Source organism: Symbiobacterium ostreiconchae, assembly GCF_055396975.1.
In genome coordinates, this window is sequence record NZ_AP042454.1 from 1,296,529 (window position 1) to 1,322,937 (window position 26,409).

At 68.0% G+C, this 26,409-nt stretch carries 23 protein-coding genes and 1 tRNA gene; 17 read left to right on the plus strand and 7 right to left on the minus strand.

The window, feature by feature from the left end; genetic code table 11:
- The first annotated feature begins 51 nt into the window (after positions 1–51).
- The 4 genes from ACZ5UM_RS06475 (at position 52) to ACZ5UM_RS06490 (ending at position 3,050) form a co-directional block, all read left to right on the plus strand.
- Positions 52–136 (plus strand) — tRNA-Leu (locus tag ACZ5UM_RS06475).
- An 86-nt stretch (positions 137–222) separates the two neighbouring features.
- Entirely contained in the window at positions 223–702 is a 480-nt protein-coding gene (locus ACZ5UM_RS06480) for a PRD domain-containing protein (protein ID WP_464847595.1), read from the plus strand.
- A gap of 376 nt (positions 703–1,078) precedes the next feature.
- Entirely contained in the window at positions 1,079–1,624 is a 546-nt protein-coding gene (locus ACZ5UM_RS06485) for a hypothetical protein (RefSeq protein ID WP_464847596.1), read from the plus strand.
- 175 nt (positions 1,625–1,799) lie between these two features.
- A complete protein-coding gene (locus ACZ5UM_RS06490; protein WP_464847597.1) occupies positions 1,800–3,050 on the plus strand; it encodes a nickel pincer cofactor-dependent isomerase, group 22 in 1,251 nt (416 codons plus the stop codon).
- 76 nt (positions 3,051–3,126) lie between these two features.
- On the opposite strand, the gene hydG is transcribed toward ACZ5UM_RS06490, so the two are convergent.
- The 3 genes from hydG to hydF are packed head-to-tail and all read right to left on the minus strand — an operon-like array spanning position 3,127 to position 6,842.
- Complete coding sequence (gene hydG, locus ACZ5UM_RS06495; RefSeq protein WP_464847598.1) at positions 3,127–4,536, minus strand: [FeFe] hydrogenase H-cluster radical SAM maturase HydG; 1,410 nt, start codon at positions 4,534–4,536, stop codon at positions 3,127–3,129.
- A 15-nt stretch (positions 4,537–4,551) separates the two neighbouring features.
- Entirely contained in the window at positions 4,552–5,604 is a 1,053-nt protein-coding gene (gene hydE, locus ACZ5UM_RS06500) for a [FeFe] hydrogenase H-cluster radical SAM maturase HydE (protein WP_464847599.1), read from the minus strand.
- Complete coding sequence (hydF, locus tag ACZ5UM_RS06505) at positions 5,601–6,842, minus strand: [FeFe] hydrogenase H-cluster maturation GTPase HydF (RefSeq protein ID WP_464847601.1); 1,242 nt, start codon at positions 6,840–6,842, stop codon at positions 5,601–5,603. Before hydF ends, hydE begins: the two co-directional genes overlap by 4 nt.
- 272 nt (positions 6,843–7,114) lie before the next feature.
- On the opposite strand from hydF, the gene ACZ5UM_RS06510 reads away from it, so the two are divergent.
- The 5 genes from ACZ5UM_RS06510 (at position 7,115) to ACZ5UM_RS06530 (ending at position 10,925) form a co-directional block, all read left to right on the plus strand.
- A complete protein-coding gene (locus tag ACZ5UM_RS06510; RefSeq protein ID WP_464847602.1) occupies positions 7,115–7,966 on the plus strand; it encodes a BglG family transcription antiterminator in 852 nt (283 codons plus the stop codon).
- A gap of 201 nt (positions 7,967–8,167) precedes the next feature.
- Positions 8,168–9,292, plus strand: a complete 1,125-nt coding sequence (locus ACZ5UM_RS06515; protein WP_464847603.1) for a PTS transporter subunit EIIC — start codon at positions 8,168–8,170, stop codon at positions 9,290–9,292.
- A 27-nt stretch (positions 9,293–9,319) separates the two neighbouring features.
- On the plus strand, positions 9,320–9,565 hold the full coding sequence (locus tag ACZ5UM_RS06520) for a PTS transporter subunit EIIB (RefSeq protein ID WP_464848301.1): 246 nt from the start codon (positions 9,320–9,322) through the stop codon (positions 9,563–9,565).
- On the plus strand, positions 9,566–10,051 hold the full coding sequence (locus ACZ5UM_RS06525; protein WP_464847605.1) for a PTS sugar transporter subunit IIA: 486 nt from the start codon (positions 9,566–9,568) through the stop codon (positions 10,049–10,051).
- Positions 10,038–10,925, plus strand: coding sequence for a DUF7916 family protein (locus tag ACZ5UM_RS06530; RefSeq protein ID WP_464847607.1), 888 nt, complete (start codon positions 10,038–10,040; stop codon positions 10,923–10,925). The genes ACZ5UM_RS06525 and ACZ5UM_RS06530 overlap by 14 nt, the downstream gene beginning before the upstream one ends.
- Positions 10,926–10,980: 55 nt before the next feature.
- Here the strand turns inward: ACZ5UM_RS06530 and ACZ5UM_RS06535 are convergent, their stop codons facing one another.
- Positions 10,981–11,283, minus strand: coding sequence for a rhodanese-like domain-containing protein (locus tag ACZ5UM_RS06535; protein ID WP_464847610.1), 303 nt, complete (start codon positions 11,281–11,283; stop codon positions 10,981–10,983).
- Between the two features lie 174 nt (positions 11,284–11,457).
- Between ACZ5UM_RS06535 and ACZ5UM_RS06540 the strand changes: the two genes are divergently transcribed.
- A complete protein-coding gene (locus ACZ5UM_RS06540) occupies positions 11,458–13,137 on the plus strand; it encodes an FAD-dependent oxidoreductase (RefSeq protein WP_464847611.1) in 1,680 nt (559 codons plus the stop codon).
- Between the two features lie 46 nt (positions 13,138–13,183).
- Here ACZ5UM_RS06540 and ACZ5UM_RS06545 read toward each other — a convergent pair whose 3' ends face one another.
- Together ACZ5UM_RS06545 and ACZ5UM_RS06550 are read right to left on the minus strand one after the other, a co-directional pair.
- Positions 13,184–13,840 (minus strand): formate dehydrogenase subunit gamma, encoded by a 657-nt coding sequence (locus ACZ5UM_RS06545; protein WP_464847612.1) that lies wholly within the window; start codon positions 13,838–13,840, stop codon positions 13,184–13,186.
- Entirely contained in the window at positions 13,841–14,848 is a 1,008-nt protein-coding gene (locus ACZ5UM_RS06550; RefSeq protein ID WP_464847616.1) for a 4Fe-4S dicluster domain-containing protein, read from the minus strand. It abuts the gene before it with no gap.
- 351 nt (positions 14,849–15,199) lie between these two features.
- Here ACZ5UM_RS06550 and tig point away from each other — a divergent pair, with 351 nt between their 5' ends.
- From tig to ACZ5UM_RS06585, 7 genes are all read left to right on the plus strand, one after another.
- On the plus strand, positions 15,200–16,489 hold the full coding sequence (gene tig, locus ACZ5UM_RS06555) for a trigger factor (protein ID WP_464847619.1): 1,290 nt from the start codon (positions 15,200–15,202) through the stop codon (positions 16,487–16,489).
- 46 nt (positions 16,490–16,535) lie between these two features.
- Positions 16,536–17,144 (plus strand): ATP-dependent Clp protease proteolytic subunit, encoded by a 609-nt coding sequence (locus tag ACZ5UM_RS06560; protein WP_464847623.1) that lies wholly within the window; start codon positions 16,536–16,538, stop codon positions 17,142–17,144.
- 18 nt (positions 17,145–17,162) lie between these two features.
- Complete coding sequence (gene clpX, locus ACZ5UM_RS06565) at positions 17,163–18,437, plus strand: ATP-dependent Clp protease ATP-binding subunit ClpX (RefSeq protein ID WP_464847626.1); 1,275 nt, start codon at positions 17,163–17,165, stop codon at positions 18,435–18,437.
- A gap of 173 nt (positions 18,438–18,610) precedes the next feature.
- Entirely contained in the window at positions 18,611–20,341 is a 1,731-nt protein-coding gene (gene lonB, locus ACZ5UM_RS06570) for an ATP-dependent protease LonB (RefSeq protein ID WP_464847629.1), read from the plus strand.
- A 218-nt stretch (positions 20,342–20,559) separates the two neighbouring features.
- Positions 20,560–22,971 (plus strand): endopeptidase La, encoded by a 2,412-nt coding sequence (lon, locus tag ACZ5UM_RS06575; protein ID WP_464847631.1) that lies wholly within the window; start codon positions 20,560–20,562, stop codon positions 22,969–22,971.
- A 123-nt stretch (positions 22,972–23,094) separates the two neighbouring features.
- Positions 23,095–23,736 (plus strand): ribosome biogenesis GTP-binding protein YihA/YsxC, encoded by a 642-nt coding sequence (yihA, locus tag ACZ5UM_RS06580; RefSeq protein WP_464847635.1) that lies wholly within the window; start codon positions 23,095–23,097, stop codon positions 23,734–23,736.
- A 92-nt stretch (positions 23,737–23,828) separates the two neighbouring features.
- Entirely contained in the window at positions 23,829–25,331 is a 1,503-nt protein-coding gene (locus ACZ5UM_RS06585) for a methyl-accepting chemotaxis protein (RefSeq protein WP_464847636.1), read from the plus strand.
- Here the strand turns inward: ACZ5UM_RS06585 and ACZ5UM_RS06590 are convergent.
- A complete protein-coding gene (locus tag ACZ5UM_RS06590; RefSeq protein WP_464847638.1) occupies positions 25,328–26,245 on the minus strand; it encodes a DMT family transporter in 918 nt (305 codons plus the stop codon). The two genes, ACZ5UM_RS06585 and ACZ5UM_RS06590, sit on opposite strands and share 4 nt — an antisense overlap.
- Positions 26,246–26,409 lie beyond the last annotated feature (164 nt).

Consider the following 26,409-nt stretch of genomic DNA (forward strand, 5'->3'; position numbering starts at 1 on the left):
CTTTACACGGGCGCGAAGCCTGGGGTAACATATCACTTGCGGTGGCAGCGCGCGAGAGTGGCGGAACTGGCAGACGCGCAAGACTTAGGATCTTGTGCCGCAAGGCGTAGGGGTTCAAGTCCCCTCTCTCGCACCACTTAGAGCGACAAGGGCTACAGGGTTGGACCCCTGTAGCCTTTCTGCGTGTCTCGTGCGGATCTGCAGCCACCTTGCAGCCACCGGATGGCGAATGGCTTCAAGCCTGGCCATACCGACGGCTGGCAGCGGCTGGAGTTCCTGCTGCGCGGCTGGGACAACGTGAAGCCCGCACCCACCGCTTCCTCCTCACGCCAGAGGCAGCTGGAGCACCTGGCGCGCGAGGTGCACCGGTTCTGCCCGTCCCTGGCGCCCGAGGCCGCCAGCCGCGCGTGTGAGGCGCTGGTCGCCCGGATCGAGGGGCAGATCTACCGGTCCGAACTGAAACCCGATCTGGCCGTGCGGGTCTATCTGCACGCCGCGTCGATGCTGGACCGGCTGGCCACGGGCAACCCCCTGATGATGCCGGCGTGGGGGGAGAGCCTCAGGAAGCAGCGGCCGGAGGAGTACAGGCTTCTGGACGAGATCCTCACCGATGTCTGTGAGGAGATCGGGCTGAAGGTTCCAGCCGGGGAAGTCTGCTATTTCCTCGTCACCCTCCCTGGAATCGCCGATCAGACAGAGTAAAACGTCTGGAGAGGCACCCCGACCGGGCCGGGTCGGGGTGCTCTTTGCCTGACCGGTGCAGGGCGGCCGGGCCTCCGGGGGCGGGCGCGACGGAGAGGAGGGGGGCGGCGTGCCGGAGAATACTCGGGGACAGCGGCCAGCCGGGGCCCGGGGGCTTGCCCGGTGCTTATGACCAGGGCAGGGTCTTCGCGTTGCAGTGTGATGCCGGGGTTCGGAACAGGTTAGCGGAGCGTGAGGTCCAACGGGTAGAGGCGTGAGCGGCCCTTCGGTACATGCCACTGATGGTCCGGCTGCCAGCGCCACATGGGGAGGAACTCCAACGGGTGGCCGATGCGACGGGGCGTATGCTCGCAATAAAGTTGGTGGAGCGATGACCATGTCGGGTGAAAAGGAATATTTTTTCATCGGCGACAACGAAAGTGCGGAAGATGGTATTCGGGGCATCAGCGGAATATGGAAGTCCGTGCTGGAATATGGCGTGCTCGCGGCCTCGCACTTTGAGGTCCGCTTTCCCGACGACCCCTGCCTGGGCGAAGGCAAAGACGAGTTCATGCGACTCCCGGGCATTTCCGTCGTGCCGTGGAGCGGGATGGAAGGGGCCATCGCGGTGACGGGCAGCATGACTCCCGAAGCGAGGGCGCTGTTCCTGCAAACCCTGGAGGAGGATGGCATCCGCCTCTGGGACTTCATCCTTTTCCGTGACGGGAAGAAGCTCCTGTCGGTCTCCGACCATAGCGACCGGATCGTCACCAGGCGCTTCGCCCGGGAGTTCATGGAGCGGCTGTTTGCTTGCTGGTTTGAACCCATCCCGGAGCCGGAGGTCACACCCCAAGAGAAGGGACCAGGCGTCGCCTTGAACGGGCTGCGCGAGGCGATCCGGGTCATTATCACAGAGCTCGACGATGATGACGGAGCTGGCTGACGTTGAAGCTGGACCGACCACCGGGTGTATGAACCCGCAGCGCATGGTCGTGGGTTGTCTGTGCCCGCTGTCGCGCGATGAAGGCGACGGTGGAGCAGATCGATCTGCCGGAGGCGGACGAACCGCCGGAGGAAGATGACCTGTGGAAGGATGAGCCGGAGGGGGAGATGGGTGAGTGAGCGCACCGCGTCTGCCGCTGATGATCCCGGTGACCCAGCGTTTCCCGGCTGAGAAGGTCGCCGACGTGAAGGCCGCCACGCGGTCGGCGCTGGAGGCGCTCGGCCTGAAGGCGAAGGTCCGACCGGGCATGCGCGTGGCGATCACCGCCGGCAGCCGGGGTATCGCCAACATCCCGCTGATCCTGCGCACGGCCGCCCAGTACCTGCGGGAACTGGGCGCGGTGCCGGTGATGGTCGCGGCCATGGGCAGCCACGGCGGGGGCACGGCCGCGGGGCAGCTGGAGGTGCTGGCCAGCCTCGGCATCACCCCGGAGACGATGGGATGCGAGGTGGTGGGCGGCGCCGAGGTGGTCGAGCTGGGCCGGACGGCCGGCGGGCTGACGGTCTACTTCGACGCCTTTGCCGCGCAGTGCGACGGCGTGCTGGTCATCAACCGCGTGAAGGCGCACACGTCCTTCCACGGACCGCTGGAAAGCGGCCTGGTGAAGATGATGGTGGTGGGCCTGGGCAACCCCGCCGGCGCCGCCCAGTTCCACAGCCTGGGACCGGGGCGGCTCTCCGGGGCCCTGGAGGAGATCGGCCGGGCCATCCTGGAGCGGGTGCCCATCCTGGGCGGGGTGGCGATCCTCGAGAACGGCCGGGAGGAGACCGCCGCCCTGGTGCCGGTGGAGCCGGGAGAGATGATCGAGCGGGAGAAAGAGCTCCTCATCCGCTCCAAGGCGCTGCTTCCCCGGCTGCCGGTGAAAGCGCTGGACCTGCTCATCGTCGAGGAGATGGGCAAGGACATCTCCGGCACGGGCATGGACACCAACGTCATCGGCCGCGTTGGCATCTTCGGGGTGCCCGACGGCGAGCCCGCGATCCAGCGCATCGCCGTGCTGGATCTGTCGGAGGGCTCCCACGGCAACGCCAACGGCATGGGCCTCGCCGACTTCATCACCCGGCGCTTCCGGGAGAAGATCGACTTCCGGGCCACGTACCTGAACACCCTGACGGCGACCTTCGTGCAGCGGGCCCGCATGCCCATCGTGCTGGACACGGACCGGGAGGTCATCCTCACCGCCCTGCAGACGCTGGGCAACCCGCCGCCCGACCGGGTGAGGGCGATCCGCATCCGGAACACCCTCATGCTGGAGCGCATCTGGGTCTCGCCCGCCGTCTGGGAGGAGATCCGGGCGCTGCCCCACGTGGAGGCCGCCGGGCCGGCGCAGCCGCTGGCGTTCGACGCCGGGGGGAACCTGCTGTAGCCGCGAAAAAGACCACCGCGCGCCAGGCGGTGGTCTGCATGTTTCGGCGCCTCGAGGCGCGGGCCGGGCGGCCGGGTCAGAAGTAGAGGTCCCGCTCGCCGGCCTTGATCCGCGCCAGCCGCCGTTCGGTCTCGGCGCGCACCTTCTCGCCGGGGATCTGCGCCAGGTGGGCGGCCTCGGTGCGCCGGCCGATCTCCCGGGTCTCCTCCGAGGCGTAGTCCTCCAGGTACTCCTGGAAGGTGAGCAGCGCGTTGGGCTGGCAGAGGTTCTGGATCTGCCCGGTCTTGGCCAGGGCCATGAACCGGTCGCCGGTGCGTCCCTGGCGGTAGCAGGCGGTGCAGTAGCTGGGCAGGTAGCCCTCCTCGCACAGCCAGCGGACGACCTCGTCGGGCGGCCGGTGGTCGCCCTGGGCGAACTGGGCGGTGGACGCCCGCTCCTCCTGCGTCATCTGGCTGTAGCCGCCGATGCCCACGCTGGAGCCGGCGCTGATCTGGGACACGCCCAGTCGCAGCGCCTTTGCCCGCATCTCCGGGGTCTCCCGGGTGGAGATGATCATGCCGGTGTAGGGCACCGCCAGCCGGAGGATCGCCACCAGCTTCAGGAACTGGTCGTCGGAGACCAGGTGCGGGAAGGTGGCGAGGTTGACGCCGGGCGCCGGCTGCAGCCGCGGTACCGAGATGGTGTGCGGCCCCACCCCGAACCGGTCTTCCAGGTGCTGCACGTGCAGCAGCAGGGCCAGGACCTCGTACCTGTAGTCGTACAGGCCGAAGAGCACACCCACCCCGACGTCGTCGATGCCGGCCTCCATGGCCCGGTCGTGGGCGGTGGTGTGCCAGTCGTAGTTGTGCTTCGGGCCGCTCGGGTGCATCCGGGCGTACGTGGGCCGGTGGTAGGTCTCCTGGAACAGCTGATACGTGCCGATCTGGGCGGCCTTCAGCCTGCGGTAGTCCTCCGTCGTGGTGGCGGCGATGTTGACGTTGATCCGCCGGATATTGCCCTTGCCCTCCCGCACGCCGTAGATCGTGCGGATACAGTCGATGATGTAGTCGATGCTGCAGTTGACCGGATCCTCGCCGGCTTCCAGCAGCACCCGCTTGTGGCCCATGCGGATCAGGGCCCGCACCTCGTCGGCCACCTCTTCCTGGGTGAGCCGGCGGCGCACCTCCTGCGCGTTGGACCGCCGGAAACCGCAGTAGCGGCAGTTGTTGACGCACAGGTTGCTGACGTACAGGGGCGCGAAGAGCACGATGCGGTTGCCGTAGATCTTCTGCTTGATTTCGTAGGCGGTGCGGAAAAGCGCATCCAGGTGGCCGGGATCCTCCACCATCAGGAGATCCGCGACCTCCTCCAGATCCAGCCCCCGCGCGAGAGCCGCCTTGTCCAGGATCTGCCCCAGGCGGGAGGCGCCGGGCGCAGAGGCTGAGCCCAGCAGCCGGGTCAGCACGGCGTCGTCGATGAAGCTCGCCTTCTCAGCGGCAATTGGCATGGTGACACCCTCCTTTCAGGCGGTCCACCGGGGCGAATGCCCGGGCCCGGTGGCCACGAAGCGACCCTCGCCCAGGATCAGGGCAGCGACGCAGGGCGCGCACTGCTCCGGCTCTTCCTGCAGGCAGATCTTGTTGGGGTAGAGCTGGTAGTGCTCCCGGTACCGCCTCGGCGTGACGTTGGGCATGATCACGTTGGCCCCACAGGCCAGGGCGAGCTGCCTCCCCCGGGGGTGGATGGTGCCCAGCGCGGTGGTGGCCGGGATGTGCGCGTCCGGGATGGTGAGCCTGACGCACGCGACGGCGTTCAGGGTCCGTTCGGCGGTGCCGGCAGGGGCGCCGGCCAGGGGCGTGTTCGGGGCCGGGATGAACGGCCCGATGCCGGCCATCTCCACGTTCAGCCTCCTGAGCAGCAGGATGTCGTCGGCGATGGTCCCCACGGTCTGACCCGGCAGTCCGACCATGAAGCCGCTGCCCACCTGATAGCCCAGCTCCCTGAGCCACTGCAGGCACTGGAGCCGCTGCTCCAGGCGGCGGCCGGGCCGCAGCCTGGCGAAGAGGTCAGGATCGGCGGTCTCGTGCCGGAGCAGAAAGCGGTCCGCCCCGGCCTCCCGCCACAGGGCGTACTCCTCCCGGGTGCGCTCGCCCACGCTCAGGGTGACCGCCAGCGGGGTGAAGGCCTTGATCTCACGCACCACCCGGGCCAGCTCCTCAGGGTTCAGGGCATCGCCCTCGCCGGACTGGAGCACGACGCTGCCGTACCCCAGCCGCCAGGCGCCCTGGGCCGCGGCCACGATCTCCTCCGGCGCCATGCGGTACCTGTGCACGTGCCGGTTGGAGCGGCGGATCCCGCAGTAGCAGCAGTCCATGCGGCAGATGTTGGAGAACTCGATGAGCCCGCGCAGGTGCACCCCGTCGCCCATGACGCGGGCCCGCACCCGGTCCGCAGCCGCAAACAGGGCCTCCTGCTCCTCGCCCTCCAGGCTGAGGAGGCAGGCAAGCTCGTCCCGGCCCAGGTCGGCGCCGGCCTCGGCGCGCCGGATCAGCGACAGCACTTCTGGCCGGATCATCGGGCATCCCCTCCCAGGAGGTCACCCAGCCCGGGGAACGGCGTCAGCGCCCGGGGCAGGATCCCGTGCAGATAGGCGATGCAGACGCCGTAGTTGACGATGGGCACGCCGGCCGCCTGCGCCCGGCGGATCCGGCTCAGCATCAGCTTCCGGTTGGCCATGCAGCCGCCGCAGTGGACGATCAGGCGGTACGCCCCCAGGTCCGCGGGCATCTCGGCGCCGTGGGCCCACTCAAACTGGAGCTCACCGCCCACCCGTTCCTGCAGCCAGCGCGGAATCTTGACGGTGCCGATGTCGTCCTTTTGCTGGTGGTGGGTGCAGGTTTCCGCGATCAGCACCCGGTCTCCGGGGCGAAGTCTGTCGATGGCGCGGGCGCCCTTCACCAGCTCCGTCAGGTCGCCCTTGTGCCGGGCCATCAGGATCGAGAACGAGGTGAGCGGGATCTCGGGCGGAACCGCCTTGCTGACCGGGCCGAACACCTGGCTGTCGGTGACGACCAGCGCCGGACGCCGCCCCAGGGCGCCGAGCGCCCCGGGCAGCTCCCGGTCCCGCACGGTCACCGCGATGGCGCCCGCGTCCAGCGCCTCCCGGATCGCCTGGACCTGCGGGAGGATGAGGCGACCCTTCGGCGCGCCCGCGTCCAGGGGCACGACCAGGAGGACCAGGTCACCGGGCCGGATGAGGTCGGACAGCAGCGGCACCTCCGCAACGTCGGCGGGGGCGGCGGCGACGATCCGCTGCCGCAGCTCCGCCACGCCGGGGGGGCCCCCGCTGCTGCAGGCGCAGAAGGGAAAGCCGAAGCGTTCCGTCAGCCGGGCGGCGTGCCGGACGGCGCCTTCCGGATCCAGGTCCGCCCGGGTCACTGCGCCCACCGCAGGCGTCCCGCGGCGCTTCAGCTCCTGAATCAGCCGCTCCTCCGGTTCGCCCGGCTCCTGGCGGGCGGCCACGACCAGGACCGCGAGGTCTGTCTGGTCGAGCACCTGCAGGCTGCGGGCCACCCGAAGCCGGCCGAGCTCCCCCTCGTCGTCGATCCCGGCCGTGTCGATGAGGACCACCGGACCCAGCGGGTGCAGCTCCATGGGCCTGCGCACCGGGTCGGTGGTCGTGCCGGGTACCGGGGAGACCAGGGAGACGGCCTGCCGGCTCAGGGCGTTGATCAGGCTGGACTTGCCCGCGTTGCGCCGGCCGAAGAAGGCGATATGCAGGCGCTGGCTTGAAGGGGTACGCTGCACGGCCATCTTGTTCACCCTTTCACATGCGCAGCTTTATTGTAACGCGTCCCGCCCGCCCCCTCCACCGGCTTGCCCAAAACCGGCCCCTCCGGACAGGCTGGCTGAACCGAAGGCGGAGGGGTATCTAGGGTGCCGCCCCGATGTCGGGCAACGGTCACTTATCCGACATGCAATGGAGGGCAATATAGAATCTCGAACTGCACGTGCAACGAATCATTCAGACAGGCGTTTAACTTCCGGGAAGGAATTTTGCAAACGGGGATGGAATAACTCTTACCATGGAGAGCATCAGGGACTGCCCCCTGCGGCCCCTCAAGGCCCTGAACAACAACGTCCTGCTCGCGTACGACCCGGCGTCCGGCCAGGAGGTCGTGGTGGTGGGGCGGGGGCTGGGCTTCAAGGTCTCGGGTCCGCTGAGCCCGGGTGACCCGCGCATCGAGAAGATCTTCCGGCTGGACGAGAGCCGGAACCGGAAGCGGTTCCTGCGCCTGACGGAGACCCTCTCGGGCAGTGTGATCGGCGTGGCCGAGGAGATCCTCCACCTGGCCGCCGGCCGGTTCGGCCCGCTGGGCGAGGAGGCCCACCTGACGCTGGCCGAGCACATCGCGGCGACGGTCGACCGGGTCAGGCAGGGCATGCCGATACCGAACCCGTTCCTGGCCCAGATTCAGCTGCTCTATCCGGAGGAGTACGAGCTGGCCGGGCAGGCGGTGGAGATGATCGCCAGCCGGCTGGGCGTATCCCTGCCGGAGGAGGAGCAGGGGATCCTGGCGCTGCACCTCCTGGGGGCGCGGCGCCGGGAGTCGCCGAAGGTGGTGGCGCGGTACCAGGCCCTCATCCGCGAGTCGGCCGCGTTCCTGGCCGAGGAGGCGGGCATCGCCTGGTCCGAGGACGATCCCCACCTGGCGCGCGTCCTGCTGCATCTCCGGCTGGCGATCGAGATGATCGTCTCCGGAAAGGCCGAGACGAACCCGGTTCTGGACCGCATCCGCAGCGAGTACCCCGACGCGTTCGCCCGGGCCCGCCGGCTGGGCGACTACATGGCCCAGCGGCTGGGGCGGCCGGTGAGCGATGACGAGGTCGGCTACCTTGCCTTGCATCTCCTTCGCCTGAAAAACCTGACCCAGTGACTTGCGGAGCTGGCGTGTTACCGTTACCCCGTGAACGGGCATGAGCCAGCCAGCGGAGTCCCCGCACCCGCACGGGTGGTGGGGCGCTCCCTGGCTGGCTTTGTGTTTCCGGAGGACAGCGGGGGAAAGGGGGGATCCGCAGGCCGCGCCGGTTCCCGGTCCGGGTCTGGAATACCATCCTGCGAGAAGGAGGTCTGAAGGATGCTCGCTCAGCTGCAGAAGGTTGGTAAGGGTCTCATGATGCCTGTGGCGGTCCTTCCGGCGGCTGGTCTGCTTCTGCGCCTGGGCCAGCCGGACGTTCTGGACTGGCCCTGGATGGCCAACGCCGGTGACGCGATCTTCAGCAACCTGCCCCTGCTCTTTGCCGTGGGTCTCTCGGTCAGCCTGGCCAAGGATTCCGGAGTAGCCGGCCTCTCCGGCGTCGTCGCCTACTTCGTCATGACCAAGGTGGCCGTCACCATCAACGATGAGATCAACATGGGCGTCCTGGCAGGTCTTATTGCCGGCATTCTGGCGGCCAACATGTACGTGCGCTTCAAGGACACCAAGCTGCCTGACTACCTGGGCTTCTTCGGCGGCAGGCGCTTCGTGCCCATCGTCACCGCCGGCGCAGCCACCGTCCTGGGCCTGATCTTCGGTTTCGTCTGGCCGCCCATCCAGCACGGCATCGGGGCGGTCGGCAACTGGATGACGGCCGCCGGGGCGATCGGCGTCGGTGTCTTCGGCCTGATGAACCGGCTCCTCATCCCGCTGGGCCTGCACCACGTCATCAACAGCATCGTCTGGTTCATGTTCGGCGAGTACCCGAAGCCGGACGGCACCGTGGCCACCGGCGACCTGTGGCGGTTCTTCGCCGGCGACCCGTCGGCAGGCTTCTTCATGGCCGGCTGGTTCCCGATCATGATGTTCGGCCTCATCGGCGCGGCCCTGGCCATGACCCATGCAGCCCGTCCCGAGAACCGCAAGCGGGTGGGCGGCATCATGCTCTCAGCGGCCTTCACCTCGTTCCTCACCGGCATCACCGAGCCGATCGAGTTTGCCTTCATGTTCGTGGCGCCGCTGCTCTACGTCATCCACGCCGTGCTGGCCGGCATCTCCATGGCGGTGGCGCAGATCCTGGACATCCACCACGGCTTCACCTTCTCCGCAGGACTGATCGACTATGTGCTGAACTACGGCATCGCCTCGGACAACGCGTGGCTGCTGATCCCCATCGGCCTGGTCTTCGGCGTGCTCTATTACGTGATCTTCCGGTGGGTCATCGTGAAGTTCAACATTCCGACACCGGGCCGGGAGGTCGACGACAGCGGCGCACCGAGCGTGTAACCCTATCTCACCTGAAAGCGAGGCGTGATGATCTTGGACGACCGGACGAAGGCGCAGGAGATCCTGGCTGCGCTGGGCGGCGCAGAGAACATCGTCGAGCTGGAGTCGTGCATTACCCGCCTCCGGCTGGTGGTGAACAACCCCGGTGCGGTGGACGACAAGCGGCTGAAGCAGCTGGGGGCCGTGGGCGTCATGAAGGCGGGCACGGTGGTGCAGGTGGTGCTGGGCACTTCCGCCGAGCGCATCGAGCAGATCATGAAGGACATGATCTAGATGACCGCGGCGGTCACCCTGCTGGCCCCCATCAGCGGTCTCGCCAGGCCGCTTGACGACGTGCCCGACCTGGTGTTCGCCGGCCGGCTGCTGGGCGACGGCGTGGCGATCGATCCCAGCGGCGATCTGGTGGTCGCGCCGGTCGCCGGTGAGGTGGCGGCCCTCTTCCCCACCGGTCACGCGCTGGCCCTCCGGACGGCCGACGGCGTCGAGGTCCTGCTGCACCTCGGCGTCGACAGCAGCCGGGCAGAGGGCGTCTTCCATCCGCTGGTTGCGCTGGGCGACTGGGTGGAGGCCGGCCAGCCGCTCATCCGCCTGGACCTTGCGGCCTTCCGGGCACAGGCCCGCTCGCCGCTGGTCCCGCTGGTGGTGCTGAACCCCGGGGAGGGCCGCCAGGTCCAGGTGGTGGCCAGCGGGCCCGTGGCAGCCGGCCGCGACGCCGTCTGCCGGCTCCTGGAAAGGAGGAAAGGCGATGCGACTCCTTGACATGCCCCCCTCCGGCCTGACCCGCCTCACGCGCGCGGCGCTGCTGGAAGGCACCCGGCTCTCCGAAGGCCGCCTGGTGGTGGCCGAGACCGTGGTCGTCGCCCCGCCGCTGATCGACGGGGTCAGCAACGCGGAGCTGGCCGCTGCCTTCGGCGCGGACATCCTGCTCCTCAACTTCTACGACTGCGACAACCCCACCATCCTCGGGCTGCCCGGGGAGCCGGGGAAGGGGCAGACCTGCCGGGAACTGAAGGCCCTGGTGGGCCGTCCGGTGGGGGTGAACCTGGAGCCCAGCGATCTGGTTCCGCCGGGCCGCCGGGCCACCCCGGAGAACGCAGTGCGGGCGGTGGAGCAGGGGGCGGACTTCATCTGTCTGACGGGCAATCCGCACACCATGGTGACCAACGCGGGCATCCTGGAGAGCCTGCGGCGCATCCGGGAGGCCGTGGGCGACCGGGCGGCCGTGATCGCGGGCCGCATGCACGCCGCCGGCGCCGCACCCGCCGGGGACGGGGGCCTGATCACGCCGGAGGAGGCCGAGGCGTTCGTGGACGCTGGCGCCGACGTCCTGCTGGTGCCGGCCCCCGGCACGGTGCCGGGCAGCACCGTGGACGAGGTCCGGGCCTGCGTGAAGGCCGCCCACCGGAAGGGCGCCCTGGCGATGGCGGCCATCGGCACCTCCCAGGAGGGCGCGGACGAGACCACCATCCGCCAGCTGGCCCTGAACGCCAAGATGGCCGGGGTCGACCTGCACCACCTGGGCGATGCCGGCTACCACGGCGTGGCGGTGCCTGAGAACATCTTTGCCTACTGCCTGGCCGTGAAGGGCAGGCGGCACACCTACCGGCGCATGGCGTTCTCCGCCAGGCGGTAGCGGCGCTGGCAGACGAGACGAGGGGGCGGCCCGAGCCGTCCCCTCGCTCTGTCCGTTATCGGGCGACCTTGCCGCGCCAGGTCACCATGCCGCCCGCCACGTTCTTCACGTTGGTGAAGCCGAGCCGCTTCAGGAACTGATAGGCCATGGCCGAGCGGCTGGCCGTCCGGCAGATCAGCAGGATCTCCTCGTCCTTCTTCAGTTCCTGCGCCCACGAGCGAATCTGCCCGAGCGGCTTCAGAATGGCGCCGGGTACGTGGCCCTCGGCGTACTCCCAGGGCTCACGCACGTCGATGATCTTCGGCTTCTCGCCCCTCTCCAGGCGAGCCTGCAGCTCCGCAGTGGTGATCGATTCCATTCGGGGGCCAAACCCAAACACGTGCCATCGCCCTTTCGTCTTTGATCTCGTTTGCACAAACCTCAACGCAGTCATAATACCCTTACCGGTACCCGTAACGCAAGGGCTTGCAATACCCGTAGGGGTATAGTGTATGATAGGGCATGAGTGCATGCAATCAGGGAGGAGAAGACGATGTCCCAGCGCAAGATCCTGATCGTCGGCGGGGTGGCCGGAGGGGCGACGGCTGCGGCCCGGGCACGGCGTACCGACGAGCACGCCGAGATCGTCCTGTTCGAGCGGGGCCCCTACATCTCGTTTGCCAACTGCGGGCTTCCCTACTACGTGGGTCGCGAGATCGGCGACCGGTCCGCCCTGCTGCTGCAGACGCCTGAAAGCTTCCGGGCCCGGTTCGACGTGGACGTCCGGGTGCGGCACGAGGTGATCGCCATCGACCGGGCCGCCCGGCGGGTCACGGTGCGGAACCTGGAGACCGGGGAGACGTACGCTGAGACATACACCGCGCTGATCCTGGCCCCGGGCTCGGAGCCCATCCGGCCGCCGCTGCCGGGCATCGATCTGCCCAACGTGTTCATGGTCCGCACGGTGCCGGACGCGGTCGCGATCCGGGAGCTGGTGGAGCGGGAGAACCCGGCCCGGGCCGTGGTGGTGGGGGCCGGATTCATCGGGCTGGAGATGGTGGAGAACCTGGCGAGCCTCGGCCTCTCGGTGACCCTCGTGGAGAAGGCGGACCAGGTGCTGCCGCCGCTGGACCCGGAGATGGCGGCGTTCGTGCAGTCGAATCTGGAGCAGATGGGCGTGGAGGTCATCACCGGCGACGGCATCGCCGCCTTCACCGGCGACGAACGGGCGACGGCGGTGCGGCTGGAGAGCGGCCGTGAGGTGGAGGGCGACCTGTTCATCCTGGGCCTGGGCGTCCGGCCGGACACGCGCCTTGCGCGGGAGGCGGGCCTGGCGATCGGGCCGACGGGGGGCATTCAGGTCAACGAGCGGATGCAGACCAGCGACCCGGCTATCTACGCGGCCGGCGACGCCGTGGAAACCATCCATCTGGTCACCGGGCGGCCCGCGCTGATCCCGCTGGCCGGCCCGGCCAACAAGCAGGGGCGGGTGGCCGGCGCGAACGCTGCGGGCGACTCGCTCACCTTCCCCGGCGCCATCGGCACGGCCATCGTGCGGATCGGCAGCATGGTGGCCGCCGTCACCGGCCTCTCGGAGAAGGCGGCCCGCCGGGAGGGGCTGAAGGTCTACACCAGCTACACTCTCTCCGGCAATCACGCCGACTACTACCCCGGGATGCAGGAGCTCATGACCAAGCTGGTCGTCGAGGCGGACACCGGCCGGCTGCTGGGGGCCCAGGTCATCGGCGCAAGCGGCGTCGACAAGCGGACGGACGTGTACGCCACGGCCATCCTGGCCGGGATGACCGTGGAGCAGTTGGCGAACCTGGACCTGGCATACGCGCCGCCCTTCGGCGCCGCCAAGGATCCGGCGGTCGTGGCCGGCATGGTGGCGCAGAACATCCGGCGGGGCACGCTCCGGGTGATCACGCCTGAGGAGCTGCTGGAGCGGCTGGAGGCCGGCGAGGACCTACAGGTGGTCGACGTGCGGAATTCCTACGAGTTCGACATGGGCGCGGTGCCCGGCGCCGTCAACATCCCGGTGGACGAGCTGCGGGCGCGCATCGGCGAACTCGACCCGGTGCGCGAGACGGTGGTCTACGACCGCACCGGCGCGACGGCCTACGTGGCCGCCCGGATCCTCATGCAGCGGGGCTTCACCGTGTCCAGCCTCACCGGCGGATACGCCCTCTTCCCGGCAGCCGAGGCGGTGCGGGCACAGCGCATGCTGTAGGGGCAGAGACGAACCGGCCCCCCCGAGCGGGGGGCCGGTTCGGTGTTCAGTCGGCCGGCGGCGGGTTCCAGAGCGGGTGCCGGTGCCGGGCGTATTCGGCGTCGACGGTGCCGGTGAGCATGGATTTGACCAGGGGCCGGTTGGGCCGCAGGAGGAAAGCGGCCAGATGGGCCACGATGCCCAGGATGATGAGCCCCGTGCCGATGTTGTGCAGGGCGGTGTTCCATTTGAGGAGCGCATAGGGAAGCGAAACGCCAGGCAGGTTCTTGATGACTTTCACCAGGCCGGTCAGGATGAGCAGCAGCGCCGACCCGGCGATGTAGGCGTAAGCCAGCCGCTGCTCGGCCAGGAACTTGCCCGAGGGCGGCTCCGGCTTGCCGGTGAACATCGCGGCGATGATCTGGGCCGACTCCTTCAGGTCGCCCCGGCGGGGCAGCAGGCCCAGCCGCCGTGTGCGTAGATTGAAGAGTACGTGGTACGTTGCAAACCCGATCAGGGCGGCTGCGCCGATGTAGTGAAGAATCAGCGTGATCTCGTAGTCGGCCGACCAGGCCAGGCCCGGCAGGTCAGCCACCTTGTAGCGCTTGTACATGGGCATCTGGCCGAGCCCGCTGAAGATCAGCAGAAAGATGGAGAGCGCCACCCCGCAGTGGACCACGCGGTCGGAGAGGGTGTGCCGCCGCACCTGAGGCCGCCTTGCCATTTACTCGTCAACCCCCTTCTTCATCACGCGGGCGGCGCCGGCCAGCGCGGCAGCCACGCCCGCCACCGGTGCGATGAGCATCGAGAGCGCCAGGCCGGTCGGGGTGTCCAGCTTGTTGCCCACGCCCACGGGCATTCCCGGACGGCCGGGCCGGGTGTCGTTCTCCTCGGCCTTGCGCTTGCGGATGGCCGCGTCGATCAACTCGAAAGGAACCTTGGACACATAAAAGGTAGAGGTACCGCCGTTTTCGGTCTCGCCGTAGATGTAGCCGCCGATCTCCTCGGCCCGGCGGTGGGCCAGGGCCCGCATCTCCTCCCGGGGCCCGAAGGTGATGGCCCCGCGCGGGCAGGCGGCGGCGCATGCCGGCGTCTCACCGGCCTCCAGCAGGTCGACGCAGCCGTCGCACTTGAACATGGCGCCGCCGCCCAGGTACTGCGGGGCGATGTTCAGGTACGGGCCCACGCCGGCCTGTCGCTGCGGAATGCCCCAGGGGCACACGTCGCGGCACTTGGCCCCGCCCATGCAGGAGGACTGGTGGATCTCCACCATGCCGCTCGGGTGCTGCTCGATGGCGGAGAACGGGCAGAGGTTCATGCAGGTGGGGTTCTCGCAGTGCATGCACCGGCGCGGCACCGAGACTTCCTGCGCTTCGCCGTCCACTTCCACGGTCACGGTCTCCACGTACGTCCAGTTGTAGGGCGTGAGCCGGTTGATGACGTCGCGCTGCTGCGACCAGTCCTCGTGCTTCTTCTGGGGCCAGTAGTCCATGATGGGCTGCACGGGTTCCGGGAACCGGTCCGCGTTCTTGGCCCGGCACGCGGCCACGCAGGCGGGCACGGCCTCGCCCTTGCAGCCGTCGCAGCGGGTGAGGTCGATGACCGATCCCATGGGAACGCTTCCGGGCCCGGCTGCATCTGCGCGGCCTTTCAGCCCGTAGAGGATGCCGGCCCCCACCGCGCCGGCGGCCACGGAGCGCTTGAGAAAGCTGCGCCGTGACAGTGCGTCCATCGAATCCCCTCCTCGAAAATACCTGTACCCGTATGGGTATGCGCAGAGAATATACCGCGCCCGGTCCTGTCCACGCAAGGCGTGCGTGACGAAAGTGTACGGATTTGACGCGAAAGGACTATCCCGGGGGGTCGGTTGCCGTATCCAGTGCCGGGCCGCCGCGGTCCAAAAGCGTTGCAGCACCGAACCTCGGCGCATGCGCGCGACGTCTTATAAGCACGCGAGCGCTTCGTTGTCCGCGCGGCTGCGGCATGGTATAATACCTGAGTTGCAGCCAAAGGACCTGGCCGAATGCAGTGTATATGGCCGGCCGGTAGGCGCCATATACTGAAATGTTGAGGGGGAAACCAGATGAAGGCGACCTGGGACAAGTTAGAAAAGAACTGGATGCAGTTTGAAGTCGAGGTGGATGCCTCGGAGTTCTCCAAGTCGGTTGAAGCGGCGTTCAGGAAGATGAACCGGCAGGTGACCATTCCGGGCTTCCGCCGGGGCAAGGCGCCGCGGGCCATCTTTGAACGCGTCTACGGCAAGGAGGCGCTTGTCCAGGAAGCCGTGGATCAGCTTCTCCCCCGGGCGTACAGCGAAGCCCTGGAGCAGGGGCAGATCGAGCCCATTGCCCAGCCGGAGATCGAGCTGGTGCAGGCGGAGGAAGGCAAGCCGTTCATCTTCAAGGGCAAGGTGCAGGTGACTCCCGAGGTGACGCTGGGGCGGCTCTCGGGGTTCGGCATTGAGAAGAAGGTGCCCGAGGTCACCGAGGAAGAGGTCGAAGAGCAGCTGAACGCCCTGCGCGAGCGGCTGGCGACCCTGGTCACCGATGAGTCGGGCGAGGTGGCGCAGGGCAGCTTCGCCGTCATCGACTTTGAGGGCTTCATGGACGGCGAGCCCTTCGAGGGCGGCAAGGGCGAGGGCTATACCCTGGAGATAGGCTCGGGGACCTTCATCCCCGGCTTTGAGGAGGGTCTGGTCGGCGCGAAGGCCGGCGAGACCCGCGAGGTGAACGTCACCTTCCCCGAGGACTACCGCGCCGAGCACCTGGCCGGCAAGGCTGCCGTGTTCAAGGTGACGGTCCACGAAGTGAAGAAGAAGGAGCTGCCCGAGCTGAACGACGAGTTCGCCCAGCAGGTCAGCCCCTTCAAGACCGTGGAGGAACTTCGGGCGGACATCAAGAATCGTCTGAGTGAGGCCGCCGCACAGCAGGCGGAGCAGGAGTTCCGCAACCAGATCATCGAGGCCGTGGCTGACGACGCCGCCGTTGAGGTGCCCGAGGTGCTGGTCCACGACAAGGTGCACGACATGATCCACGACTTCGAGCACCAGCTCGCCCACCAGGGGATTACCCTGGAAATGTGGCACCAGATCACCGGCAAGACCCATGAGGACCTTCACAACGAGTTCGAGCCTCAGGCGAAGAAGCTGGTGAAGGTGGACCTGGTGCTGTCCGCGGTGGCGAAGCAGGCGGGTCTGACCGTGACGGACGCGGAGCTCGAGGCCGAGTTCGACCGGCTCCTGGCCATGTACCCGAATCAGCAGTCCTACATCAAGACGCTGCGGGCGAGTGCGGCCTACCGGGCCCAGCTCCGCAGGGATCTGCTGAAGCAGAAGACGGTGGAGCACCTGGTAGAGCTTAACTCCGCTGCCTGATTCTAGGCCAGTTGCGGTATAAGTATCGGGTAGAGGAGGTCAGACTATGAGCTACCTGATTCCGTACGTCATCGAGCAGACGAACCGCGGCGAGCGCTCCTACGACATCTACAGCCGCCTGTTGAAGGACCGCATCGTTTTCCTGGGCACGCCCATCGATGATCAGGTGGCAAATGTCGTCATTGCCCAACTCCTCTTCCTCGAGAGCGAGGACCCTGACAAGCCGGTCAACCTCTACATCAACTCGCCGGGCGGCTCGGTAAGCGCCGGCCTGGGCATTTACGATGCGATGCAGCACATCAAGTCGCCGGTGAATACCACTGTGGTGGGAATGGCCGCCTCGATGGGGGCTCTGCTCCTGGCGGCCGGAACCGGCAAGCGCTATGCGCTGCCCAATGCCCGGGTGATGATTCACCAGCCCCACCTGAGCGGGGTGGGCGGACAGGTCACGGACATTGAGATTACCGCGCGGGAGGCTGTCAAGACCAAGCAGCTCATGGCCGAGATCCTCGCCAAGCACAGCGGCCAGCCGCTGGAGCGCATTCTGGCGGACACGGAGCGTGACCGCTGGATGTCGGCGCAGGAGGCTGTGGAGTATGGCCTGGTCGATGAGGTGCTGCACCCCAGGGAGAAGGCGAGCCGCTTCGCACGCTAGCTGAAAAGGGGTGGGGGAATGTTCAAGTTCACGGGTGAGGACAAGGGCCAGCTCAAGTGCTCGTTCTGCGGCAAGTACCAGGACCAGGTGAAGCGGCTTGTCGCTGGGCCCGGCGTCTATATCTGCGATGAATGCATCGAGCTCTGCAACGAGATCATCGAGGAGGAGCTCAGCGAAGAGGTCGACTTCGAACTGAAGGATGTGCCGAAGCCGGCCGAAATCAAGGCGATCCTCGACCAGTACGTCATCGGGCAGGAGCGCGCCAAGCGCACCCTGGCCGTGGCGGTCTACAACCACTACAAGCGCATCAACCTGGGCAACAAGCTGGACGATGTGGAGCTCCAGAAGTCCAACATCCTGATGCTTGGGCCCACTGGCTCGGGCAAGACGCTGCTGGCGCAGACCCTGGCCAAGATCCTGAACGTTCCCTTCGCCATTGCGGACGCGACGTCGCTGACCGAGGCGGGTTACGTCGGCGAGGACGTCGAGAACATCCTGCTGAAGCTGATCCAGGCCGCCGATTACGACATCGAGAAGGCCGAGCGGGGGATCGTCTATATCGACGAGGTCGACAAGATCGCCCGGAAGTCCGAGAACCCGTCCATCACCCGCGACGTGTCGGGTGAGGGCGTGCAGCAGGCCCTGCTGAAGATCCTGGAGGGCACGATCGCCTCCGTTCCGCCGCAGGGCGGCCGGAAGCACCCGCACCAGGAGTTCATCCAGATCAACACCACCAACATCCTGTTCATCTGCGGCGGCGCTTTCGACGGCATCGACAAGATCATCGGCAACCGGGTCGGCCGGCGCGGCCTCGGCTTCGGCGCTGACATCCGCTCGAAGCAGGAGCAGAACGTCGGCGAGCTGCTGAAGCAGATCCTGCCCGAGGACCTGCTCAAGTTCGGCCTGATTCCGGAGTTTGTCGGCCGCCTGCCGATCATCGTCACGCTGGACGCCCTCGATGAGGACGCCCTGGTGCGCATCCTCCAGGAGCCGAAGAACGCCCTGGTGAAGCAGTACCAAAAGCTGCTCCAGCTGGACAACATCGAGCTGGAGTTCGAGGAGGACGCGATCCGGGCCATCGCCAGCGAGGCCATGCGCCGGAACACCGGCGCCCGGGGCCTGCGCGCCATCATCGAGGACATCATGATGGACGTGATGTACGAGGCGCCTTCCCGCACCGACGTCACCAAGTGCGTCATCACAAAGGACGTCGTGCTGAAGAAGCAGGAGCCGATTCTGGTTACCGCCAACGATGCCAAGAGCCGGCGGACCAAGAAAGAGGAGTCGGCCTGATAGCTGGCGGCTGGGAGCCCCAGTGGTCGAAATGACCACTGGGGTTCTTTTCATGTACGGAACGTTCATCCAGCATTCGGCCCATTCGCAAGCGGAATACTAGCGGAGAACCGCCGCGGAAAGCCGGCACTGCGCACGGCGCCCAACACGGATGCGGAGGAGGGTTTCCGAGCATGGCCCTGGGCGGCATTCTGACGATTATCCACGTGCTCTTCGCCATCGTGATCGGCGTATACTTCTGGACCTTGCTGCGGAGCCAGCAGGGGAACCGGCTCGCGGTGGAACGCGAGTCGCGCAAGGAACTGGACAAACTGCGGCGCATGCGGGCGATCCGCCTGACCGAGCCGCTGTCCGAGCGCACCCGGCCCACCAGCTTCGAAGAGATCGTCGGCCAGGAAGAGGGCATCCGGGCGCTGCGGGCGGCGCTCTGCGGCCCCAACCCGCAGCACGTGATCATCTACGGTCCCCCCGGCGTCGGGAAGACGGCGGCGGCGCGCCTGGTCCTGGAGGAGGCCAAGCGGAACCCGGCCTCTCCGTTCGGGCCGGACGCCGCGTTCGTCGAGGTGGACGCCACCACGGCCCGCTTCGACGAGCGGGGCATCGCGGATCCGCTGATCGGCTCCGTCCACGACCCCATCTACCAGGGGGCGGGGCCGCTGGGGATGGCGGGCATCCCGCAGCCCAAACCCGGAGCGGTGACCCGCGCACACGGCGGCATCCTGTTTCTGGACGAGATCGGCGAACTCCATCCGGTGCAGATGAACAAGCTGCTGAAGGTGCTGGAGGACCGCAAGGTCTACCTGGAGTCCGCGTATTTCAGCCCCGAGGACCCCAACATCCCCTCACATATTAAGGACATCTTCCAGAACGGGCTGCCGGCGGATTTCCGGCTCGTGGGGGCGACGACGCGGCTGCCGCACGAGATTCCCCCGGCCCTCCGCTCCCGCTGCATGGAGATCTTCTTCCGGCCGCTGCTGCCCGAAGAGGTGGCCCTGGTCGCGCGGCGCGCAGCGGAGAAGGTGGGGCTGAAGCTGGAGCCGGAGGCGGAGGAGGTCATCAAGCGCTACGCGTCGTCCGGCCGCGAGGCGGTCAACATCGTGCAGATCGCCGCGGGGGTGCTGTTCGGCACCGGCCGGCGCACCATCCCCCGCGCCGAGGTGGAGTGGGTGATCAACTCGGGCCAGCTCCAGCCGCGCCCCGACCGGCGCATCCCCGCCAGGCCGCAGGTGGGCTGCGTCAACGGACTGGCGGTCAGCGGCCCCAACGCGGGCCACCTGCTGGAACTGGAGGTGGACGTCCGGCCGGCCAAGGCAGCGGGGATGGGGGTTGTCACCGTCACCGGTGTCGTGGATGAGGAGGAGATGGGCGGGCCGGGCCGGACCATGCGCCGGAAGTCGATGGCCAAGGGCTCGGTGGAGAACGTCCTGACCGTGCTGAAACAGTACCTGGAGGAGGATCCGCGCGACTACGACATCCATGTCAACTTCCCCGGCGGCGTGCCGGTCGACGGGCCCAGCGCCGGCGTGGCCATCGCCGTGGCCGTCTACAGCGCCTTCACCGGCCGGCCGGTGGACAACCGCACCGCCATGACCGGCGAGGTTTCCATCCGGGGGCTGGTCAAGCCGGTGGGCGGCGTGGCGGCCAAGGTGGAAGCCGCCCGCCAGGCCGGCTGCACCCGGGTGATCATCCCGCAGGAGAACTGGCAGGAGTCCTTTGCCCGGCTGCCGGGCATCCGGGTCGTGCCGGTGGAGCGGCTGGAAGAGGTCTTCGCGCTGGCCTTCGACCTGCAGCGGGAGCGGTCCCCGGAGGCCGCGGTCGCGGAGGAGCCGCGGCCGGTGCCGGTCTTCGAACTGCCGCTGCCGCAGCCGCAGCCGGCGGTCTCCCTCACGGGCACCGAGCGCTGAACGCGGCGGGGCGGGGACTGCTGCAGTCCCCGCCCCGCATACTCCTCCTGGGGGCAGCGAAAGCTAACTCCCGTTCGAGCCTCTGGGTTCCCAGGCGCACCTCCGGCCGCTCTGGGACGTCTTAATATAACACGGCAGTCGCTTACAAGCCGTCTTGTGGTTGAAGGGGTCTGTTATGATAGAATCGGAACACGTGGTACTGCCAGGAGGTGAGACCGGTGGCCGACAAGCGCTCAGAGCAACTGCTGAACCTGCCCTTGCTGCCGCTCAAGGGCCAGATCGTCTTCCCAACCATGATCGTTCCGCTTGAGGTGGGCCGGGAGAAGTCCATGCGGGCGGTGGAGGCCGCAATGAACGAGGGCCGGCGCATGGTTCTCGCCATGCAGAAGGACGCCAAGAACGAGACGCCCACGCCCGACGACATCTACCTGGTGGGTACGATCGTCGAGATCAAGCAGGTGGTGAAGGTTCCGGGAGGCACGTTCAAGGTCGTCTTCGAGGGCGTGTCCCGGGCTCGTATTGACCATTATGTTTTTGAGGATCCGTATATGCGGGTCGCGGTGGCGGCGGTGCCCGAGCCGAAGACTCGGAGCGCCGAGGCCGAGGCGCTCATGCGCATGGTGGTCAGCCAGTACGAGCGGTACGTCAAGTCTGCCAAGAAGGTGCCGCCGGAGTCGCTGGTCACCGCCGTCCAGGTGGAGGAGCCGGGCCGTCTGGCCGACACCATTGCGGCCTATATGACCACCCTGGACATGAAGGACAAGCAGGCGGTGCTGGAGGCCTTCGACGTGGTGGAGCGGCTGGAGCGGGTTTCCGACCTGCTCAGCCGCGAGATGGAGGTCCTGGATCTCGAGCGCAAGATCAACGTGCGCGTCCGCAAGCAGATGGAGAAGACGCAGCGCGAGTACTACCTGCGCGAGCAGATCAAGGCGATCCAGAAGGAGCTGGGCGAGCGGGACGACCGGGGCACCGAGGCGGAACAGTTCCGCGAGAAGATCGAGCAGCTCGGCATGCCGGAGGAAGTGAAGGAGAAGGCGCTGCGCGAGGTGGACCGCTTCGAGAAGATGCCGCCCATGGCCGCGGAGGCCGTGGTCGTGCGCAACTACCTGGAGTGGCTCACCAGCCTGCCCTGGTCGAACTACACCGAGGATCAGATCGACCTGAAGCGGGCCGAGGAGGTCCTGGAGAGCGAGCACTACGGGCTGAAGAAGCCGAAGGATCGCATCCTGGAGTACCTCGCGGTGCGCAAGCTGGTCAAGAAGATGAAGGGGCCCATCCTCTGCCTGGCCGGCCCGCCCGGGGTGGGGAAGACCTCGCTGGCCAAGAGCGTCGCGAACGCGCTGGGGCGCAAGTTCGTGCGCATCTCCCTGGGCGGCGTCCGGGACGAGGCCGAGATCCGCGGCCACCGGCGCACGTACGTGGGCGCCCTGCCCGGCCGCATCATCCAGGGCATGCGGCAGGCCGGCACCAAGAACCCCGTGTTCCTGCTGGACGAGATCGACAAGATGTCCTCCGACTTCCGGGGCGACCCGGCCTCGGCGCTCCTGGAGGTGCTCGATCCCGAGCAGAACCACAACTTCTCCGACCACTATATCGAAGTGCCGTTCGACCTGTCGGACGTGCTGTTCATCACCACCGCCAACGTGGTCTGGAACATCCCCCGGCCGCTGCTGGACCGCATGGAGCTCATCACCATCTCGGGGTACACCGAGGATGAAAAGGTGGAGATCGCCAAGCGGCACCTGCTGCCCAAGCAGCGGAAGGACCACGGCCTGACCGAGGAGAACCTGGAAGTCTCGGAGAACGTCATCCGGAGCATCGTGCGGGAGTACACCCGCGAGGCCGGGGTGCGCAACCTGGAGCGGCAGCTGGCGACCATCTGCCGCAAGGCCGCCCGGGAGATCGCGACCAAGGAAGACGTGCAGACGGTGCGGGTGACCACGCAGAACCTGCACACCTTCCTGGGCGCCCCGCGGTACCAGTGGGGCAAGAAGCTGAAGGAGGACCAGGTCGGCGTGGCCACCGGCATGGTCTACACGGAGACCGGCGGCGACATCCTGCCGATCGAGGTCTCGCTGATGAAGGGCAAGGGCAACCTGATCCTCACCGGCAAGCTGGGCGAGGTCATGAAGGAGTCGGCCCAGGCGGGCCTCTCCTACATTCGCTCCCGCGCCCGGGACCTGGGGCTGGAGGAGGACTTCCACGCCCACCACGACATCCACATCCACGTGCCCGAGGGCGCCGTGCCGAAGGAGGGGCCGTCCGCCGGCATCGCGATGGCCACCGCGGTGGTCTCGGCGCTCACCAACCGGCCGGTCCGGGCAGACGTGGCGATGACCGGGGAGATCACCCTGCGGGGCCGGGTCCTGCCCATCGGCGGGGTGAAGGAGAAGCTGCTCGGCGCGCACCGGGCGGGCATCCACCACATCATCCTGCCCAGAGAGAACGAGAAGGACTTGGAAGAGATCCCGGGCAACGTCCGGAAGAAGCTGCACGTGCACCTGGTCGACCACATGGACGAGGTGCTCCGGATCGCCCTGCTGGAACCCAGGGAAGGCGACGAGCGGATCCTGCCGCCGCCCGAGGCCATCGGGGTGGAAGGGACGCATCCCAGCAGTCCCGTCGTATAGACAACAGGCGGGAGGAACCTCACCGGGGTTTCTCCCGCCTGTCGCGTAATGCGTGGGGGCCGGCGGCCTCCGTCCGGACCGGGAGGTCCCTGACGGCCGCCGGCCAGATCGAGGAGGAGTTGCATGGGCGTTCATGCTGAATTTGCGCTGAGCGCGGCGGCACCGGCGCAGTTCCCCGAAGACGGTCTGCCGGAGGTCGCGCTGGTCGGCCGCTCCAACGTGGGCAAGTCGTCCCTGATCAACGCCCTCGTGCAGAACCGCAAACTGGCCAGGACCTCCAACACCCCCGGGCGCACCCAGACGCTGAACTTCTACCGCATCTGGCCGGAGGGGAAGTCCAGGCCGGACGGCGCCCCCCGGGCCGGCGCGTTCTACCTCGTGGACATGCCCGGGTACGGCTTCGCGCGTGTATCGGAGGCGCAGCGGCGGCAGTGGGCCCGGCTCATCGAGGGGTACCTGCTCGGGCGCGGGACCCTGCGCGCGATCGTGCAGGTCGTCGATCTGCGCCACCCGCCCACCCGGGACGACATCACCATGCGGGAGTGGCTCCGGCACCACCGCCTGGCGAGCCTCTGCGTGGCCACCAAGGCCGACAAGATCGGGCGCACAGCCTGGGCCCGGCACCTGCAGGTCATCGCCCGGGAACTGGGCGTAGGGGGCGCCGAGGAGCCGCTGATCCTCTTCTCCGCGGAGACCGGAGCGGGACGGGAGGATGTGTGGCGCTGGATCACCAAACATTTGGACAGTGCGACAGTCGACAGCTAGTTTTGTGAGGCTATTTCAATATCGGATTCAGATGTGTTACATTATGGACTGTACTGGACTCCGTCCAAGTGTTGTGTGCGGAGGGAAATCATATGCGCTTGTCTCACCTGCTGAACCCACTGCAGTGGAATTTCGGCATCCGGACTGTGGCCACCCTGCTGACCTGGGCGCTCCTTCCCGTGGCGCTCACCGCCTACGTGGGATTCCAGCGCCTGCGCTCCACGGCGGCGACGGTGGGGCTGGGGGCAGAGCAGCTGCACGTGCTGGAGACTGAGCTCCTGCAAGCCATTCTGCTGGTTGAGATTCCGATCGTGATCGTCGTCGTGGCCGCATCGATCCTGTTCGCCTGGGTGGTCGTCCGGCCGCTGGCCCGCCTGAAGGAGGCCATGCACCGGGTGGCCCAGGGCGACCTTTCCGCGACCTCGGTAGTGGTGACCAGCCGGGATGAGGTGGGACAGGCCACCCGTTCCTACAACATGATGGCGACGCAGCTGGCCGGGATGGTCCGCACCCTCGCCCAGACCGCGTCCGACCTCGACCAGGCGGCGGCCGGCCTCGACCAGAGCGCGCGGGAGGCCGGCGAGGTGACGGAGGCCTCGGCACGGGAGATCGAGACGGTGCGCACCATGGCGGAGCAGCAGACGGCGTACGCCGCAGACGGCGCGCGGGCCATCCGTGAAGTGGAGGAAGCGGCCTCGCAGGTGGCTGCTGCGGCGCAGTCCCAGGCGGAAGAGGTGGAGCGTGCCGCCTCCACCGTCCGGCAGATGGCCGAGGCGATCGAGCAGGTAGCGGAGAGCGCCGGCGTGGTGGCCGAAGCCGCCACCCGCACCCGCCAGGCCGCCGAGCAGGGCGGCGAGGCGGTGCGGCTGTCCGCCCAGGGGATGAACCAGGTGCGCGACCGGGTGCTGGACGCGTCCAACCAGGTGCGTCAGCTCAGCGAGTCGCTGCAGCATGTCGACGAGATCCTGCAGCTGATCACCGAGATCGCCGGCCAGACGGACCTGCTGGCCTTGAACGCGGCGATCGAGGCGGCGCGCGTCGGCGAGCACGGCAAGGGCTTTGCCGTCGTGGCCGGCGAGGTGCGCCGCCTGGCCGAGCGAGTGCGCACGGCTGCGGGCGAGATCGCCGGGCGCATCGAGGGGCTCCGCAGCAGCGCCGCGGTCGTGGTGCAGACGATGGAAGCCGGCACCCAGGAGGTGGAGGAGGGGGTGCGCCTCTCCGCGGAGGCCGGTGCGGCGCTGGAGCGGATCCTGGCGGCCGTGGCCGACACCCAGGCGGAGGCGCAGTCGATCTCTGCCGCGTCCGAGGAGATGGCCGCGGCCAGTCAGGACGTGGTGAACGCCACCGTGCAGCTTTCCGCGATCGCCGAGGAGAACGCGGCCACGGCGGAACAGATGCTGGCCAGCGCCAAGGCGGTCACGGACCTCATCTGCCGGGTGGAGGAGCATGCCCAGGCCAGCCAGCAGGCGATGGACGCCATGAGCGCGTCCGCCGTGCAGGTCCGGGAGACCATGCGGCGCCTGGTGGGCCTGGCCGGGCGGGCAGCCGAGATGGCCAACAACCTCCGCCAGCAGGCGGCCCAGTTCCGGTTCTAGCCGGGCGCGGGCTGCCGGTTCCGGCCGACCGGCATCTCGGTCAGGAGCATGCCGAGGACGATGAGCGCGGCCCCTGCGTAGCCCCGGGGCGAAAGGACCTCGCCCGCGAGCAGGAAGGCGAAGAGCGCGCCCCAGACCGGTTCGGCCGCGAAGATCAGCGCCGTGTGGGTGGCGGTGGTGTAAGGCTGGAGCAGGTTCTGGAGCAGGTAGGCCGCCGCGGTGGCGAGCAGGCCGCAGATGACGATGGCCGCCGTGACGTGGGCCGGTCCGCTCCACCAGAGGACGCCTTCCACGCCGGGGCCCAGCGTGCCGCGCTCGGCCAGGTGCAGGAGCACCGAGAGCACGCCTGCGGTGCCGAGCTGGATCACGGTCAGCGCATAGCGGTCGTGCCGGTGGCCGAACCGGCTCACGCCGGCCACGTGCAGCCCGAAGCCCAGGGCGCCCATGAGCACCAGCAGGTCGCCGCGCGAGGGGAGCAGGCTGCCGTCCAGCGACAGCAGGGCGAGCCCCAGGAGCGCGGCCAGGACCCCCAGCCAGGCGCCCGCCGACGGCGCGGACCGCAGCCAGACCACCGAAAGCACGGGCACGATCACCACCGACAGGCCGGTGATGAAGGCGGCCTTCGCGCTGGTGGTGTAGGCCAGGCCGAATGTCTGGAAGGCATAGCCGGCGAAGAGGAAGATGCCCAGCAGGAAGCCGGCGCGCCAGGTGGACCGGGGCAGGCCCTGCAGCCGCCGGCGGAACACGACGGCCAGCAGCACCGTCGCCATGATGAAGCGCACCGCCAGAAACCAGTACGTGGGTACGCCGCCAGCCGTAAGGCTGGTGGCGTTCTTCACCAGGGGAAAAGTGGCGCCCCAGACCGCCGCGATGGCCATCAACACGAGATCTGCCTGCCAGGTGCGGATGTGCAACCCGGTCCTGCCTCCCTTTCGGATACTAATGACGTTAATCATAGCAAATTGTGCGGTCTGCGTCCATTGTCTGGACGGGCCGCCGGGAGCGGTCCCGGCGGCCCGTCAACACATTTTCCCTGAAGGGGGCCCGTCGTTGCCCGTCGAAACTTCAGCCGGTGGAA